Source organism: Kitasatospora sp. NPDC091335 (genome assembly GCF_044757205.1).
GTDB lineage: Bacteria > Actinomycetota > Actinomycetes > Streptomycetales > Streptomycetaceae > Kitasatospora.
Genome location: NZ_JBIVUM010000028.1, coordinates 50,284 through 67,491 on the forward strand (window position 1 = coordinate 50,284; position 17,208 = coordinate 67,491).

The 17,208-nt window shown below is 72.9% G+C and carries 12 protein-coding genes and 2 pseudogenes; 6 read left to right on the forward strand and 8 right to left on the reverse strand.

Annotated features, from left to right (window positions below; all coding sequences use genetic code 11):
- From ACIQOW_RS37125 to ACIQOW_RS37145, 5 genes and pseudogenes are all read right to left on the reverse strand, one after another.
- A partial coding sequence (locus tag ACIQOW_RS37125) for an FG-GAP-like repeat-containing protein (protein ID WP_401092242.1) occupies positions 1-1,992 on the reverse strand: 1,992 nt, incomplete at its 3' end.
- Positions 1,993-2,206: 214 nt separating this feature from the next.
- Positions 2,207-2,335: pseudogene (locus ACIQOW_RS37130) on the reverse strand (sigma factor); the annotation flags it as partial.
- 223 nt (positions 2,336-2,558) lie between these two features.
- Entirely contained in the window at positions 2,559-2,684 is a 126-nt protein-coding gene (locus ACIQOW_RS37135; protein WP_401092243.1) for a hypothetical protein, read from the reverse strand.
- Between the two features lie 449 nt (positions 2,685-3,133).
- On the reverse strand, positions 3,134-3,862 hold the full coding sequence (locus tag ACIQOW_RS37140; protein WP_401092244.1) for a hypothetical protein: 729 nt from the start codon (positions 3,860-3,862) through the stop codon (positions 3,134-3,136).
- 510 nt (positions 3,863-4,372) lie between these two features.
- Positions 4,373-4,906, reverse strand: coding sequence for a hypothetical protein (locus tag ACIQOW_RS37145; protein WP_401092245.1), 534 nt, complete (start codon positions 4,904-4,906; stop codon positions 4,373-4,375).
- A gap of 588 nt (positions 4,907-5,494) precedes the next feature.
- Here ACIQOW_RS37145 and ACIQOW_RS37150 point away from each other — a divergent pair.
- The 4 genes from ACIQOW_RS37150 to ACIQOW_RS37165 all read left to right on the forward strand — a co-directional run bounded on the left by ACIQOW_RS37150 (position 5,495) and on the right by ACIQOW_RS37165 (position 11,417).
- A complete protein-coding gene (locus ACIQOW_RS37150) occupies positions 5,495-6,478 on the forward strand; it encodes an ABC transporter permease (protein WP_401092246.1) in 984 nt (327 codons plus the stop codon).
- A 1-nt stretch (position 6,479) separates the two neighbouring features.
- Positions 6,480-7,469 (forward strand): ABC transporter permease, encoded by a 990-nt coding sequence (locus tag ACIQOW_RS37155; RefSeq protein WP_401092247.1) that lies wholly within the window; start codon positions 6,480-6,482, stop codon positions 7,467-7,469.
- Positions 7,466-9,640 (forward strand): dipeptide ABC transporter ATP-binding protein, encoded by a 2,175-nt coding sequence (locus ACIQOW_RS37160; protein ID WP_401092248.1) that lies wholly within the window; start codon positions 7,466-7,468, stop codon positions 9,638-9,640. Before ACIQOW_RS37155 ends, ACIQOW_RS37160 begins: the two co-directional genes overlap by 4 nt.
- Positions 9,641-9,719: 79 nt before the next feature.
- Positions 9,720-11,417, forward strand: a complete 1,698-nt coding sequence (locus tag ACIQOW_RS37165) for an ABC transporter family substrate-binding protein (RefSeq protein ID WP_401092249.1) — start codon at positions 9,720-9,722, stop codon at positions 11,415-11,417.
- Positions 11,418-11,432: 15 nt separating this feature from the next.
- Here ACIQOW_RS37165 and ACIQOW_RS37170 read toward each other — a convergent pair.
- Positions 11,433-12,224: pseudogene (locus ACIQOW_RS37170) on the reverse strand (RNA-guided endonuclease InsQ/TnpB family protein); the annotation flags it as partial.
- Between the two features lie 194 nt (positions 12,225-12,418).
- Between ACIQOW_RS37170 and ACIQOW_RS37175 the strand changes: the two are divergent.
- Entirely contained in the window at positions 12,419-13,636 is a 1,218-nt protein-coding gene (locus ACIQOW_RS37175) for a hypothetical protein (RefSeq protein ID WP_401092250.1), read from the forward strand.
- Positions 13,637-13,845: 209 nt separating this feature from the next.
- Here the strand turns inward: ACIQOW_RS37175 and ACIQOW_RS37180 are convergent, their stop codons facing one another.
- Positions 13,846-14,604 carry an SMI1/KNR4 family protein gene (locus ACIQOW_RS37180; RefSeq protein WP_401092251.1) on the reverse strand — a complete coding sequence of 253 codons (759 nt, stop codon included), beginning with the start codon at positions 14,602-14,604 and terminating at the stop codon, positions 13,846-13,848.
- Between the two features lie 211 nt (positions 14,605-14,815).
- Between ACIQOW_RS37180 and ACIQOW_RS37185 the strand changes: the two genes are divergently transcribed.
- Positions 14,816-16,201: an erythromycin esterase family protein gene (locus ACIQOW_RS37185; protein WP_401092252.1), complete on the forward strand. Its 1,386-nt coding sequence runs from the start codon at positions 14,816-14,818 to the stop codon at positions 16,199-16,201.
- Positions 16,202-16,244: 43 nt separating this feature from the next.
- Here ACIQOW_RS37185 and vph read toward each other — a convergent pair whose 3' ends face one another.
- The gene (gene vph / locus ACIQOW_RS37190) at positions 16,245-17,117 is read right to left on the reverse strand and encodes a viomycin phosphotransferase (RefSeq protein WP_401092253.1); all 873 of its coding nucleotides are present in this window, start codon (positions 17,115-17,117) and stop codon (positions 16,245-16,247) included.
- Between the last annotated feature and the right edge of the window lie 91 nt (positions 17,118-17,208).

A 17,208-nucleotide genomic window follows, 5' to 3' on the forward strand; every position in this document is an offset into this window, starting at 1 on the left:
ACCGATCTCCGCGGCAGCGCTCACCTGACCGGTGCCCCCGGTACCGGGATACACGTACAAATTGCCGTTGCCGTTGTTACGGGTGACGACATCGGGCTTCCCATCACCCGTGTAGTCCGCGACACCCACGAACGTGAAGTTCTGCCAACCGCCACCGATCTCCGCGGCAGCGCTCACCTGACCGGTGCCCCCGGTACCGGGATACACGTACAAATTGCCGTTGCCGTTGTTACGGGTGACGACATCGGGTTTGCCGTCGCCGGTGTAGTCCGCGACACCGGCGAACGTGAAGTTCTGCCAACCGCCACCGATCTCGACGCCTCCGGCCAGGTAGCCCGTCCCGCCGGTACCGGGGTAGACGTACAGGTTGCCGTTGCCGTTGTTGCGGGCGATGACGTCGGGTTTGCCGTCACCCGTGTAGTCCGCGACACCGGCGAACGTGAAGTTCTGCCAGCCGATTCCGATCTCGACGCGTGCCCGGCTGCTGTATCCGTCTCCGGCACCGGGGAAGAGGTAGAGGCTGCCGCTCGCGTCGTCCCGGGCGATGGTGTCGGAGTATCCGTCGCCGTCGTAGTCGGCGGCTCCCGCGAAGGTCCATCCGGTGCCGGGAACATAGGCAGGTGCCGGGGTGAGGACGTTGCCGCGGACGTAGGCGCCCAGGGAGTTGCCTGCCGCCACTCCGGCGTCGGCGTCCCAGCGGTAGTGCACGCCGAGGTAGAGACGGCTCAGGGCGTTCTCTCGGGCCGCGGCGGTGAACGTGGTGAAGGTGCGGGTGTCCCCCACCGCCTGAGGGTCGTCGGTGGTGGCGGTGAAGGTGACCTGGTCGCCGAAGAGGCCGCGCATCACCCCGGCCCAGGCCGCGGCGAAGGTGGCGTGTCCGGAGATGTAGGCGGGGAAGGGCGGGCTGAAGTGCTGGCCCGCCCGGTTGACGGACAGCGGCTGCCAGGCCGGGTCCGGGGTGATGGCCGGGCTGGTGCCCGGGTCCGCGAGCCGGATCGCGCTCTGCGGGCGCCACAGGTCGATGCTGCTCGCGTACTTGGAGTCCCAGGCGACGATCGAGGCGTCGACCAGGGCCACCGCGACCAGCGCGAACAGCCTGGCGTTCTCCGTCTGGGTCAGCCCCTTCTGCTGGGCGACCGTCCGGGTGATGTCGAACAGCTGGCCGGGCGGCTTGTAGGTGCCGTCGACGTCGTTGGCCCAGAAGAACGCCTGCTTGGTCTGATCGGCGGTGCGGGTGGTGGAAGTCGCCGAACCCAGGGACTTCACCTCGTTGACCTGCGTGGCGTAGGCGGGGTCGGCCAGCAGCGCCGCGTAGGAGGTGGCCTGCGCGGGAGTCTGGGGGCGGAACTGCGCGCCGGAGGTCATGGCGAACGGAGTGAGCCGGCCCCAGTTGGGATCGGTCGCGGCCGACTGCCCCGGGTCCGTGGGCCGCCAGGCGCCGGGCACGTCGTCCGGGGTGTAGGACGGATCCCAGGCGGGTGTGGTGCCGGGCCGGCTCTCGACCGCGACCCGGGCCACCTCGCTTCCGACGGCGGCTCCCTGGTTGCGGGCCGTCTCGGTGACGGAGGCCGGGATGGTGGCCCGTGCCGCGGTGAGGGCCTGGCGGAAGTCGGCGGCGAAGTCGTGGCCGGGGTTGAAGCCGGGGAAGAGCCCGGTCAGGGTGTCGTGCGCGGCCTGGTCGATCGCCGCCTCGACCGAGGCGGTACCGGGCGCCGGCACCACGGTCAGATACGGACGGAACCGGCGGTCGGCGGCGGGCAGGACGGAGTCCACCGCGTCCCAGATCGCCGTGTGCATCACGGCCCCCGCGTGTGCCAGAGGCCCGGGACCGGTGTTGCGGGTCTGCCGGTACGCGTCGAGCAGGACCTTGTTCCAGAAGACGACGTGATCGGTGGGCCCGGACGCGGCCACCGCCTCCCCCGGCGGTACCAGTACGGCGGACCCCGCGACGGTCAGCACCGCGACTGCCAGCATGCTGATCCGGTGGCGCATGCGAACGAGTCTCATTTTCCCCCCTGGCGTAGAGATGTCAGTCGCGCCGGAGCATGCGCCAGGGTTCGGCCGGGGATGCCCGCCGGCCGAACCCGGCTTCCGTGGCGCCCGCCTGACGGGGCGCGGCCACAGGCCGGACGCATGATTCGAACGCGTGCATGACAGGAAGGCTAGTGGGGTCGGCGGCCCGGACGGAAGACGCTCCCCCGCCGGCCCGGCGGCCGCAGATACGCCACAGCCAGCCCGCCACGTCCGCGCCGTCCTGATGCCGGTACCGGGAGGCACCGCGCCACACACTCACGAAGACCTCCTGGACGATGTCGTCCACCAGGGCGGGTGCAGCGGGGTGAAGCACAGGGGCGGCCACGGCACCGCCGCTGGGTGGGGCGCAGCGGGAGTGCCGTGGCCGGATACGGGTGGCGCCGCGGGCAATGGGGGGTGCGGCGCGCACCCCGGCCGATCCTGCCGCACCCCAACCCGCTCGGACCAAGCATGAGTTGGGGGCGGAGCGGCCCGCCTACCTGTCAGCTCAAGGACCGGTGGTCACCCGGCTGTCAGGAGACTGCTCAGCAGCTGTACCAGTCGGTCCACGTGCCGCTGGGGACCGGTGCCGCTGACGCCGGCGTGGTGGTGGCGTCGAGCGCGAGCGTCGCCATGGCGGCGGCCGCGGCAATGGTCCGCATCTTGATCACGGAATTCCCCTCCCGTTGTGACAGTAGACCGCCCTTGGCAGAGGCGGCCGCTCTCACTGAGGAGGGTAGAAGGCGGAGCCTTCCGGGCGACGGCTCCTGACCGATGAGTAGACGCGCTGCAAAGGAACCGGCGACGCTGCGCCAAGTCGCTGCCCGCGCGGCGTCGAACGGACTTGCACGACCGGACCTGCACGACGCCTTCGGCGGACCCCGTCGGGTGGCCGGGCAGACCCCGACAGTCCGGCGTGGATCGCCACTTGGTCCGACGTACCCAGAGAAGGCCGCTGACGATCCCCGGTCGGCCGGACCTCCTGGCCCGAAGGCGCCGGCCTGGGGTTCCTGTCGCGGTTTCAGGCGCTGCGGGCTTCTCCCGGGGTCCCGGCCTTCGGCGGGCAGGTCGACGTACGGACCAGGGGCGCCGGCCGCCGCGGAAGCCGGCGGCCGGGAGGTCAGGCGGGCAGCCTGCCGGTCACTGGCCTCCGCGGTCCCCCCGGGGTGCCCCCTGTGTTCCGGCGCCGCACCGCCTCCGCCGCGAGCAGCGCCGCCGGGACGGCCACGGCCGGCACCGTCCACCACGGCAGGCCGGTCCAGAACGCGAGCACCGAGGGCACGCCGCAGGCGAGCAGTGTCCAGAGGAGGAGCGAGCGGGCGAGGGCGGCGGTGCCGGGGCGGCCGGTGAACCGCAGCGCGCCCAGGGCGGCGGCGAGCACCGCGAACAGCGCGGCGAAGGTGCCCAGCCCGGCGGTGATCTGCATTTCGTCGCGGGGCTGGTCGGAGGAGGCCTGCGCGACGCCGGCCCGTTCCAGGCGCATCACCCGGCCGCGCCACACCGTGCCGTCCACCCGGTCGCCGGGCTTCAGGTCGTCCAGCAGCGGCCCGGTGTCGCCGAACGGCACCTCGCCGCTCCAGTACGGCGCGCCGTCCAGCGTCGCGCGGAGGTTCTTGCTCCGGAGGTCCGTGCCGCTGACGGTGAACGGCACGGTGCGCACGCACTCCTCGACCGCCGCGCGCTCGCTTGCGGCCGGGCAGGTCGCGGCGGCCGAGTACGAGCGGTACCGCTCGGTGTCGTCCGGCAGCAGGACGGCGAGCAGGTACCAGGCGGCCGCCGCCGGGGCGAGCGCCGCCGCGGCGAGCAGCGCGCCGCCGGTGCGGGTCCATGGTGAGGGACGGTGGGTCATGACGGTTCTCCCCCCGGTCCGGTGTGTGGCCGGAGCGCCCGGGTCGCCGTCTTCGGGGCGTGCCGCCCCGCCCCTTCCGGGGTCGGACGGCACCGGGTGGCCGGAACGCCGGACGGTGTCGCGGTTCTCTGAGTCTGGCCGGGGTTCACTGAGGTTCTGTGAACGGTGTGGAGGGCCCGAGGGAGCCGGAGCCGGCGTGGGGGGCGGCGGGTACGCAGCCGCGGCAGGGCCTGTGGCGTGCCGGCGGACCTCGCGTCGAGTGCCACGCACATCACCCCCGGACCGGCCCGCGGACACAGCTGTCCCTTGTTCGCCGACCAGGCTTCCCGGCACTCCGTCGTGCACGCTACCGGACCCCGCCCCGGCTTCGCACGCGGGTTCGCCCGGTCTGCGTGCCCAGCCGCTACGAGACCTTCGGCATGGTCGCGGCCGAGGCCCTCGCCACCGCGACCGGTCGTCGCCTTCGGCAGCGCGGGGTGAGCGCGACCGCGCGGCGCCCCTGGTCCCGGGTCACTCGACCGAGGCGTCATAGAGGACCGCGTCCGTGGGCACCCAGGGGAAACGCGTCCACGGGTACTCGGCGCTCGTGTGACCGCTCGGATCGAATGCGAGCACCGCGTCGACGAAGGCCCTGGGCGGCAGGTACCCGTGATCGATGACGTAGTGGCCGATGAGCGTCGGAGCCGCGAACGCTGCGCCCGGCCCGCCCGGGATACGGATCTCACCCGTGCCCGCGCTGCTTCGCCGGTGCCCTGGCCGCGGCTTGTACCACTCCGGTGGCTGCTCCTCCGAGGGCGGGCAGAGCTCGCAGTCGTGGAGGCCCAGCATCTCGTTGACCGCCTGTACGGCGAGGACAGCCTCAAGCCTGTCGATGAAGTCCGCAGGCGCTACCCCACTGGCCCATGGCTGATCACCTGACAACCAGCCGATGTTCAGGCGCTCGTACTGAGGCTGGAAACTCAGAAAGCAACAGCCCGTGGTCGTGTCGGTGAAGGTCTCTCCGTGCCAGTAGGTGTAGGGGCTCATGTCCTCGTAGAACGTCACCGCACGTTCCTACCACCCTGCTTCCACCTGCTCGCTCGGCCCAGCCCAGGAGCGGGGCGCGGAGCGGCGTCTTTCCGTGGCCGCACCGGCCGCGGGGCCGGTGCGGCGTACGCCGGCGCCGTCAGCAGTCCGGCTGCCAGGGCCGCCACCCCGGCGGCGAGTCCGACTCGCGACTTCATGGGAACTCCTCGACGTTCGTGGATTGTGCACGGATCGTGCCTTCGGACATTTCCACTTCGCCGGCGAAACCATGAGCGGCTGTCACGAACGGCGACTTCCGGGCACCCGTGCGGAGCCTCTCGGGAACCCGGTCGGCCCAGTTCCCGGCGGGCGCCCTTCTCCGCGACCCCTCCCACCTGCGCGTTCGACCGGAATGTGACGGGGACGCATCCGCCTGCTGCGGGGGCGTTTCGTCTTCGTGTCCACCTGCCTCGATCCCTGGTGCCGGGTGTCGCTCGCACACAGACTGGCTTCTGCACGATCGTGCAACCGCCCCTTGGACCGAGGAAGTTCCACCCGCATGCCCAGATTCCCCAGACCCGGCGCTCCCCGGCCGAACCCGACGCATCCGGCGGGGAGGTGGCGTCCGTGCTCCGGTACGTGACACGCAGGGCGGCGGGCTGGTTCCTGGTGATCGCCGTGGCCACCAACGCCACGTACTTCTTGGCCGCTTGGTTCCTCGACCCGCGCTCGAACTTCAAGGAGCTGCGCCCGGTCCGCACCGAGGAGCAGATCTCCCGGGCCCTGGCCCCGTACAACCTCGACCCGCACGAGCCGCTGCTCCACCGCTGGTGGGACTGGCTGACCGGGGTGGTCCTGCGCTTCGACTGGGGCCGTTCCCCGGTCGGGGTCCGGGTGAACGGGGAGATCGGCTACCGCTCCCTGGTCAGCGCCGAACTGGTGATCGGCGCGACGGTCCTGTCCGTCGTCGTCGGTGTCGCGCTCGCGGTCCACACCGCCTCGCGCCAGTACGGCTGGCGGGACCGGGCCGCCCAGGCCCTGTCCATGGCGCTCTTCAACGTCCCGGTGTCCATCGCCGCCCTCGCCCTGGTGCTGCTGGCCATCCGGCTGAACGAGCACGCGGGCTGGCACTTCCTGTACGTCGCGGGAGAGAACTCGCCCGGCGTGGAAGGGTTCTGGGCGACGGTCGGCGACCGGCTGCTGCACCTGGTGCTGCCGACGCTGACGCTCACCCTGACGGGGTACGTGGGCTACCACCTCACCCAGCGCTCCCTGCTGCTGGACGTCATCGGCTCCGACTTCGTGCGCACCGCCCGGGCCACCGGGCTCACCCGCGCCCAGGCGATCCGCCGGCACGCCCTGCGCACCGCCCTGATCCCCACCGCCCAGTCCGTGGCCTTCGGCATCCCTGCCGTCTTCACCGGCGCGGTCCTCACCGAGACGATCTTCGGCTGGAACGGCATGGGCCAGTACTTCATCCAGACCATCAGCAAGAACGACGTGCACGGCACCGTGGCGACCGCCGCCTTCGCCGCCGCCCTGACCGCGATCGGCGCGATCCTCGCGGACATCGCCACCGTTCTTCTCGACCCGAGAGTGCGGGTGAGCTGAGATGGGCACCCCTGTGAGTCCCGACCCGGCCTCCGGAGGCGTCCTCGCCGCCGCCCCCGGGCCGGCCGCCGATCCGCCGCCCACCGGGCACGACGAGCGCAGCGAACACAACGGGCACGACGGGCGCTACCTGGGCCGGCGCCGCCTCTACCTGCGCCGCTTCCTGCGCAACCGGACCGCCGTCGCCGGCGTGGTGATCTTCCTGCTGCTCGTGCTGTTCAGCGCGCTCGGAGACCTGTTCACCCCGTACGGGTACGCCGACGCCGACTTCTCGGCCCTGACCCAGGCCCCCGGCGCCGAGCACTGGTTCGGCACCAACCAGGGCGGCAACGACGTCTACGCCGCAGCCGTACACGGCCTCCAGCGCTCGCTGGTGATCGCGGTGACCGTGTCCCTGCTGACCGTCGCCATCGCCGCGGTCGTGGGCGCGGGCGCCGCCTACGTCGGGGGCCGGGTGGAGAAGGCCACCCTCGCCCTCATCCACTTCCTGCTGATCGTGCCCTCCTTCCTCGTCCTCGCCCTGGTCTCGCACCGGCTGGCGGGCGACTGGCGGGTCCTCATCCTCGTCCTGACGGTGTTCGGCTGGATGTCCACCGCCCGCGTGGTCTGGTCGGTGTCGACGTCCCTGCGCGAGCGCGACTACGTGCGCGCCGCGGAGTACATGGGCGTGCGCCCCCTGCACATCGTGGTGCGCCACATCATCCCCAACCTGGGCTCCCTGCTCATCGTCAACCTCACCCTGGGCGTGGTCTCCACCGTGCTCAGCGAGACCGCCCTGTCCTTCCTCGGCTTCGGCGTCCAGACCCCCGACGTGTCGCTGGGCACGATGCTCGCCGACGGCGCGGGCACCATCACCAGTGCCCCCTGGCTCTTCGCCTTCCCCGCCGGGCTGACCGTGCTGCTCACCGTCTCGATGACCTTCGTCGGCGACGGGCTGCGCGACGCCCTCGACCCCACGTCCACCACCGGCGCGGCAGGAGGCCGACGATGACCCTCGCACCCGCCCCCCACACCGGACCCACGGCCGGGCCCGCGGCCGGACCGGCAACCGGGCCCACCGGACCCGCACCCGTCCTGTCCGTACGCGGCCTGCGCGTCTCCTTCCCCTCCGAGGCCGGACCGGTGGAGGCCGTGCGCGGCGTCGACTTCGACCTCCTGCCCGGGCGCACCCTGGGCATCGTCGGCGAGTCCGGCTCCGGCAAGTCCGCCACCGCCCTCGCCGTCATGGGCCTGCTGCCGCCCACCGCGCGGCTCGGCGGCCGGATCCTGCTGGGCGGGCGCGACCTGGCCGGGCTGGACGACAAGGAGCTCTCCCGGGTCCGCGGCAAGGACATCGGCATGGTCTTCCAGGACCCGATGTCCGCGCTCACGCCCATCTTCAGCGTCGGCCGGCTGCTCTCCGAGGCCCTGCGCGTGCACCGGGAGCTGTCCGGGAACGACGCCTGGGAGCAGGCGGTGGAACTGCTCGACCTGGTCGGCATCCCCGACCCGCGCGAACGCGCCAAGTCGTTCCCGCACGAGTTCTCCGGCGGCATGCGCCAACGCGTCGTCATCGCCCTGGCCATCGCCAACAAGCCCTCGGTGCTCATCGCCGACGAGCCCACCACTGCGCTCGACGTCACCGTCCAGGCCCAGATCCTCGACGTCCTGCGGCTGGCCCAGCGCGAGACCGGAGCCGGTCTCGTCCTGATCACCCACGACCTGGGCGTGGTCGCCGGCCACGCCGACGACGTCGCCGTCATGTACGCCGGACGGATCGTCGAGCACGCGGGCGTCGACGAGCTCTTCCGCCGTCCCACGATGCCCTACACCGCCCGCCTGCTGGCCAGCGTCCCGACCGTGGACAGCGGCGTCGAACGGCCCCTGGTCCCGGTCGGCGGAGAGCCGCCGTCCCTGGCCGGCCTGCCCGGCGGCTGCCCCTTCGCGCCCCGCTGCGCGGCGGTCCTGGACGTGTGCCGGACCACCGAACCGGACCTGACCGCACCGGCCGGGCGGCCCGGCCGCGCCGCCTGCCACCGCGCGCAGGAGATCGCCGACGGCGGCCTCGACCCGGCAGGGCAGGCCGACCCCGTGCCACCGGCCGGCTCCGGGGATCGCGGCGCCGGAGAGCCCGGCGCCGGAGGGCCCAGCGCCGGAGAGCCCAGGGCAGGGAAGCCCGGCGCCGGCGAGGTGGTCCTGCGCGTCGAGGACCTGGTCAAGACGTTCCCCGTCACCAAGGGGGCCCTGCTCAAGCGCCGGGTGGGAACCCTGCACGCGGTCAACCGCGTCAGCTTCGAGCTGCGCGCGGGCGAAACCCTGGGCCTGGTGGGCGAGTCCGGCAGCGGCAAGACCACCACGCTGCGCGAGATCCTGCGGCTGCGCGCCCCCGAGGGCGGCCGCATCGAGGTGGCCGGCACCGACGTCGCCACGCTGCGGTCGGCCGCCCAGGTGCGCGAGCTGCGGCGCGACGTCCAGATCGTCCTCCAGGATCCGGCGGACGCCCTGGACCCCCGGCTGACCGTCTTCGACCTGCTGGCCGAACCGCTCCGGGCCGCCGGCGCCGACCGGGCGGCCACTCGCTCCCGGGTCACCCGGCTCCTGGACCTGGTGGGTCTGGAGCGCACCATGGGCGACCGCTTCCCCGCCGCCCTGTCCGGCGGCCAGCGCCAGCGCGTCGGCATCGCCCGTGCCCTGGCCCGCGAGCCGAGGCTGCTGGCCCTGGACGAACCGCTGTCCGCCCTGGACGTCTCCGTGCAGGCCGAGATCATCAACCTGCTCGCCCGGCTGAAGCGCGAACTGGGCCTGGCCTACCTCGTGGTGGCGCACGACCTGGCCGTGGTGCGCTACTTCTCCGACCGCATCGCGGTGATGTACCTCGGACACATCGTCGAGTCCGGCGCCACCGAGGAGATCTTCGCCCGGCCCCGGCACCCGTACACGAAGGCCCTGCTGTCGGCGATCCCGGTGCCCGACCCGCAGCGCGAACGCCACCGCGAGCGCATCGTCCTCGCGGGCGAGCAGCCCAGCGCCGCCCGGCTGCCCCAGGGCTGCGTGTTCGTCGACCGCTGCCCGCTCCACCGGGAGGCCGACGAGAGCGTACGGACGCGCTGCCGCACCGAACGGCCGGCGACCGTCGGCGCCCCGGACGGCTCCGACCACCAGTACGCCTGCCACGCGGTCTGACACCCGCTCCGCACCGACGCCCCGCCCGCACCGACCCACCGACTCCCACCGACTCACCGATCGCCACCAAGGACATCCCATGCGCCGGAAGCTCGCCCTGCCCCTCGCACTCGCCGCGGCCGTCTCGGTCGCCGCCACCGCCTGCTCCTCCCCGTCTCCCTCGGGCGGCTCCCCGAGCGGCTCCCCGGGGCAGGGCGCCGAGAACGCCGCCAAGGTCGCGTCCTCGGTCACCGACTACAACTCCCAGCCGTACGAGAACATCAAGGACGGCGGCACCTACACCACCGCGGGGACCTTCGACGAGCAGGGCAACCCCTTCAACGTCAACGGCACCCTGAACACGCTGCGGATCTGGTCCTGGTACAACGCCGACGCCATCACCTACTCGCCCACCGGCGAGGTCCGGTACAACCCGGACTACTACAGCGACGTGCAGGTCTCGGTCGAGGGCGGAAACCAGAAGGTCGTCATCACCCTCAACCCCAAGGCCGTGTTCAACGACGGCACCCCGATCGACTGGCGGGCCATCGAGGCGACCTGGAAGGCCAACAACGGCTCGGACAAGGACTACGCGGCCTCCTCCACCGACGGCTACGACCGCATCACGTCCGTCACCCGGGGCGCGGACGACAAGCAGGCGGTCATCACCTTCCAGGGCGTCAACGCCTCCTGGTCCGCGCTGTTCACCACCTTCCTGCACCCCCAGGCCGCCACCGTCGACAACTTCAACAAGGCCTACGTCAAGACGGCCCACCCCGAATGGGGCACCGGGCCGTACACCGTGGGCACCTGGGACGACCACTCCGGCAGCATCACCTTCGTGCGCAACCCCACCTGGTGGGGCCGCAAGGGCAGGCTCGACAAGCGCGTCTACGTCAACCTGGAGAGCGCCGCCTCGGTCAACGCCTTCCAGAACGGCGAGATCGACTACGTCCCCGTCGGGACGGCGGAGAACCTCAAGCAGGTCAAGACGGCCAAGGACGCCGAAGTCCGCAGCGGCGGCAGCCCCTTCGAGTACGCGCTGTACCTCAACACCAAGTCCCCGCTCCTCGGCGACGTCCAGGTCCGCAAGGCGGTGCAGGAGAGCATCGACCGCGCGCAGATAGCGAAGATCCGGTTCCAGGGCCTCGACTACACCGAGCCGCTGCCCGGCTCTGCGGTGCTCTACAGCTTCCAGCAGGGCTACCAGGACAACGTCGCCGCCGTACTGAAGTACGACCCGGAAGAGGCGCGCAAGACCCTGGACGCGGCCGGCTGGGCCCCCGGGGCCGACGGCATCCGCACCAAGGACGGCAAGGCGCTCGAACTCGGCTACACCCTGCTCGGCGACGGCCCCATCGAGAAGGCCACCGCCGGAGCGTTCACCGCGATGCTCAAGGCCGTCGGCGTGAAGGTGAACGTCAACAAGGTCTCCGAGAACGACTTCTCCAAGGTGCTCAGCGACCGCCGCTTCGACCTGTTCATCTCCGGCAACCGCTCGACGGACCCCTTCGGCGCGCGGTACCTGTGCGACTTCTACTGCTCGGACCGCGACTCCAACATCACCGGATCCGGTACCCCCGAGCTGGACAAGGAGATCCGCGCCACCGCGGAGATCGCCGACATCGGCCGGCAGATCGCGGCCGTCAACACGATCGAGCAGAAGGCCCTCCAGCAGTACGCGCTGCTGCCGCTCTACAGCGGTCCCTCCACCTACGGCATCCGCAAGGGCCTCGCCAACGTCGGTGCCGCCATCTTCCACAGCCCGCTGCCCGAGACCGTCGGCTGGCAGAATTGACTTCCGCTCCCCCGGCTAGAGCCGGGGGATTCCTACCACGGTCGGCTGACCGTCTCGGTGGGTTCCTGCTTCTTCGCGCTGCGCCGGGACGGGTCCCGGTCCTACCTGCGCTCGACAGGCTGTCACCGCCAGTCCGGCGGCCTCGGCTATGTTGACGGCGGCGTTGATGTCCCGGTCCAGCCACACCCGGCATGCCCGGCACTGCCAGACGCGGATGCCGAGGGGCTTGGGGCCGTCCTTGACGCCGCAGTTCGAGCAGACCTGCGACGTCGGCTCGAACCGGCCGATGCGGGTGAAGACGCGCCCGTATCGGGCGGCCTTGTATTCCAGCATCGTCAGGAATGCCGACCATCCGGCGTCGTGCACGGACTTGGCCACCTTCGTCCGGGCGAGCCCCTTGACCGCCAGGTCCTCAACGGCAACCGCTTGATTCTCACGGATGATCTTCGTCGAGAGCCGGTGGTGGAACTCGCGCCGGGCGTCGGCCACCCGCGCGTGAGCACGGGCGACCCTGCGACGGGCCTTGTCCCTGTTCTTCGAACCCTTCTCCTTGCGAGAGAGGGACCGCTGCGCCTTCTTGAGGCGCTTCTCGGCCCGGCGCAGGAAACGCGGGCTGTCGATCCTCCGGCCATCCGACAGGACGGCGAAGTGCGTCAGACCGAGGTCGGGACCGATCCGACCGTCCGTCTCGGGCATGCGCCCGAGGTCGACGTTCGGATCGGTCCCGACGACGAACGACGCGAAGTACCGGCCCGCGCTGTCCTTGACCACGGTCACCGCCGACGGAGTGGACGGCAGCGTACGGGACACAACTCCCTTGCCTCACCGCATGGTTGACGACATCTCGGAGACGAACGAAACGGGGGCAAATCGTCGATCGGGCTGCGCCGCCCGCCCGGCCGGGCTGAGACTGGTGCGTGGCGCGGGCTCGGAGGGAGCGGTGTGCCGCCGGCCCCGCGGTGCCCGTACGACGTCGCCGAGAGACAGGAGCCCCACCTCCCATGAGCCAGCGCACCTCCCGCACCTCTCGCACCGCCGCCGCGGTCGTCGCGGCTGCCACCGCCGCGGCCCTGGCCGTGGCCTCGACACCGGCCGTCGCCGACGGCCCGTCCCCCGCCTACACCTTCGAGTGGCCGTCCCCTGTCGAGCCGGGCACCTACTCCGACGAGTTCAAGGACGCCAACGACAACGGGGACAGCGTCTCCGAGCTCGTCGTGGGCGACTACGAACACGGCGGGCCCGTGAGGGTCCACGCCGAGCTCTGGACGGCGGACGGCCTCACGCGCAGGCTCCCGCCGCTGCCCGGGGACATCTTCGGAAGGCCTGCGGGGCTCAACAACTCCCGCACCGTGGTGGGTACTTCCGTCCCGTCGTCCGGCTCCCCCGCACACGCGGTGCGGTGGACCTCCTACGACACGCCGGCCGAACTGCTTCCGCTGCCCGGTGACACGGCGGCGTCCCCCACCGCGATCAGCGACAACGGCACCGCGGTGGGCACCTCCGGCACCGCGACCTCGACGCACGCCGTGGCCTGGCCGCCCAGCGGCACCCCCGTCGCCCTGCCACCGCTGCCGGGCGACACCGAGAGCGCGGCCGTCGCCGTCAACAGCACCGGCACGGCCGTCGGTTACTCGTACGGGGCCGGCGGCATCACCACCCAGCGGGCCGTGGCCTGGAGCCCGGACGGGACCGTCACCGCACTCGCCGTACCCGCGGGCTACCTGAGCAGCAACGCCACCCGCATCACCGACTCCGGGATCGTGATCGGACGCGGCCGGCCCGGCGGCCCTCCCGTCGCGGGCCACGCCCTCGTCTGGAACGCCGCCGGCACGGTCGCCGACCTCGGCCCGGGCAGCACGGCGAACGCCGTCAACAGCACCGGCACCGTGGTGGGCGGCCAGTCGGGCCAGGCCGCACGCTGGACCGTCGACGGCACCCCGCAACCGCTCGCACCCACCGCACTCGAAGGCGTCGCCACCGACATCAACGACCAGGGCGTCACCATCGGGTACACCAGCGACCCGCCGCCCGCCCGCGCCCAGCACTACGCGCAGCTCTGGAACGCCGACGGCACCCTCACCACGCTCCCCGTGTGGCACCCGAGCTTCCCCTACAGCGTGCCGTCCGCCATCACCGACGGCGGCCTCATCGTGGGAGCGAGGGTCCTGCGCGGCAACGCCAACTACGGCAAGCCCCTCCTGATGCGCTGGCGCCCGTGACCCACGAGGCCGGCCCGCCCGGCTGACGGTCAGCCGGGTGGCGGCGGCGGGGCGGCCGGGTGGCTACCCTGCGGGGGTGCCGTACGAACTCAGCGCCGTCATCGGACGGTTCGACCTGCTCAGGAGCCGGACTGCCGGGTCCGGGAGGCGGTCGTGCCGCCGCCGATCGTCGGGTCGGTGCGTGCGGCGCGGCGCGGTGCCTCAGCTGCTCACGGGCCGGGAAGCCGGTCGAGCCAGTCGAAGAGGTCCGGGCCGAGCAGCTCCCCGTGGTCCGCGACCTCGCCCCGGAGGGGGCCGGGCCCGAGCCGGTAGAGGGACGAGCGGTCCCGGCCGTGCCGGCGCATGAACAGGCCCGCTCCCCCGCCCTCCTCGCCGACCAGGACCCAGTGGGGCGCGTACGTGCGCACCTCCCAGGCGTCGTTGCGGGCACGGAAGGTGTGCGGCCCGAGCAGTGTGCCGCCGTCCGGCAGCCGGACCCCGGGGGTGGCGCGCCACAGCCGGGCGACGGCCGGGTTCGGCCCCTCCCGCAGCCCGGCGGCGAGGGCCGTCCACACCGTGAGGAACCCGGCGAAGGAGTCGGCGACCGGCTGCTCCTCGTCGGTGAAGCGGCTGTGCACGACAACGGGCCACTCCCCGTCGGCGGCCCGGTCGAGGGCGAATCCGTAGCGCTCGTGGTCGTCGTCCTCGTGGAACCAGAGCCGGTCACCGCCGGACCACTCCTCGGTGAGCCCGGGTTCGCCGAGAGGTGGTTCGCCGAGGCCGGGCACGGGGTCCACCGTGGCGATCGGGCGGCCGCGCAGCGAGCCCTCGCCGTACGCGGCCAGCCACCAGCGGTACGAGCGGGGCAGCGGGCCCGTGACGGACTCCGCCGAGCGGATCGCGGCCTCCGGGCGGCCACGGCCCGGCCAGGTGACGATCCCCGGTGTCGTGGCGATCAGGTCCCGCAGAAGTTCTGGGTCGGCCCGCATGACGGGGAGTCTCGCACGGGGGTACGACAGGAGCCGTAACGGCCGGCGGGCCGTCGTCGGCCGGGGGGTCTGCCACCGGATCCGGCCTGGGGGTACCGCCGGTGAAGACGGTGGTCCTCCCCAGCGCGCCGCGGGCCCGGCCGCGGCGAGGATCAACTCATCGAACGCCGGGGTCACCGGCGTTCCGTCGAGTCGAGGAGTGACCACAACGATGGCAGGCAGCAAGCGGATCGGGCGGCGCGGACTGCTGGCGGCGACGGCGGCGGTGGCCGCCGCGGCCGTGCTGGTCCCGGTGGCGGCGGTCGCCGCGCCGGCGGGGCCCGGGGCCACCGGCGCGGCCGCGGACCCGGCGGCGGCGCAGCGCTCCGCCGTGGTGCGCGCGCTGGAGAGCGTCGCCCAGCCGCTGCGGACGACGGAACCCGGCGGCGGCACCGCCGACCTGCGCGCCCTGGGCCGGATGGTCGGCGACGCCGAGGTGGTCGGCCTGGGCGAGGCCACCCACGGCTCGCACGAGTTCTTCGCGATGAAGCAGCGGGTGTTCCGCTACCTCGTCGAGGAGAAGGGCTTCACCACCTTCGCCCTGGAGACGAGCTGGACCAGCGGTCTGCGGATCGACGAGTACGTCCAGGGCGGCCCGGGCGACGCGCGGCAGGTCGTCAAGGACGCCCTGGGCGGCAGCCCGTGGGACCGTGAGGAGTTCGCCGACCTGATCGCCTGGATGCGCTCCTACAACGGGAGCCACCCGCGGAAGCCGGTCCACTTCCTGGGCGACGACCTCGGTCTGCCGAGGCTCGGCGACCGGATCTTCGAGCAGGTCACCTCCTACGTGCGCGGGGCCCGTCCCGACGTCCTCCCGCAGCTCGAAGGGCTCTACGCGGGTCTGCGGCCGCTCGACGACGCCTTCGCGTACCTGAAGAAGCCGCTCGCCGAGCGCCGGGACGACGCCGCCAAGGCGCAGCAGGCGCTGGACCTGGTCGCCGCGAGCGGTGCGGGCGCCGGCGGCGAGGAGGCCCACGCGTGGGCGGTGCAGCACGCCCGGAACATCGCCCAGACCTTCGCCTTCGCCGCCCTGGACCTCGCCGACCCGGCCTCCGTGTCCGCCGCGGAGCAGCTGCGCGACCGGGCGATGGCGGACAACACCGCGTGGTGGCAGCGCCGCACCGGCGGCAAGGTGCTGCTGTCGGCGCACAACGGGCACGTCGGCTACCTGGCGACCGACACCTTCCTGTACCCCAGGCCGCAGGGCGCCCAGCTGCGCGACGCCTACGGTGGCGGCTACGTGGCCGTCGGTTTCACCTTCGACCGTGGCTCCTTCCTCACCAACGACGCGGTCCTGACGGATGGTTGGAAGACCGTCACCGTTCCGGCGGCCACGCCGGACATGAACGAGTACACCCTCGACCAGGTCCGCCACCGGGACTACTACGTCGACCTGCGCACCGCCCCCCGGGCGGCGCGCGACTGGCTGGACGTCTCCCGCCCCACCTACGACGCGGGGTCGGTCTACACGGACGACCCGATGCCGCGGCTGGCGGTCGGCCGGGCCTACGACGTCCTCGTCCACCTGAACCAGGTCACCCAGGCACGCAAGTTCTGACCGCGGGAGCCCCCCGCGGGGCGCTCCGGGGTCGGGCGGTGTCTCAGCGGTAGCCGGCCAGTCCGTCGGCCAGTTGCCCGTCGTCGCCGTCGCGCCGGGCGTGGAGGGCCTGTTGGAGGGCGAAGGTGCCGCGGATCGCGGCGATCCGGGCGGTCAGGTCGCCGTCCGGCGTCCCGCGGCCGAGGGCGAGGTCAAGCACCCGGGCGAGCAGGTGACCACCGTGGCCGGCGCCGATCGCGGCGAGGTCCTCGGCCTGGTCGCCGAGGGCGGCGGCGTCCCAGTCGACGACGCCGCCGAGCCGCGGCAGGCCGTCGACGGTCTCCCACAGGACGTTCTCCGGGCCGAGGTCGCCGTGGACCACGGCGGGGGTGCGGTGGGGAAGGCCGTCGAGGGCGGCGAGTTCGCGTTCGGCCCGTACCCGGCCGGCCTCGTGCATGAGCGGGAGGAGCTCCGCCCGTACGGCGTCGGCGAACTCCCGCCACTCCCCTGCGGGGGCGTGCGGAAGGGCCGTGCGCGCCCTGGCGTCGCCGCCGGCCGCGGCCAGCCGCGACAGCAGGGCGGCGTACTGGGCGGCGACCGCCTCGGCCGCCTCGGGGCGTTCGAGCACGTCCTGTGCCAGGGGCGCGCCGGGAACGCGGGTGAGCACCAGGTACGCCGGCGCGTCGGGGCCTTCGGCGGCACCCTCCTCCAGCGGCTCGGGGATGCGGACGCCGAGGCCGAGCCCGGCGAGGGTGCGCAGGCGCGCCGCCCGGTCGGGCAGGCGCCGGGCCGCGGCGCCGGTGCGGGCGAGGCAGACGACGCGCTCCGCGCCGATGACCACGTGGTGGAACTGCCCCTGGTGGACGGTCAGGCCGTCCGGCCCGTCGCCGGGCAACAGCCGGGCGAGCAGGGGCCGGTGCGTGTCGAGGATCTCCATGGCACGTGGAACTCTCCTCCCCCGGCGGACGGGGCGCAACGGTGAATCCGGGCGGCGGTCCCCGGCCCGTTCCCGGCCCGACGTCCGCCGG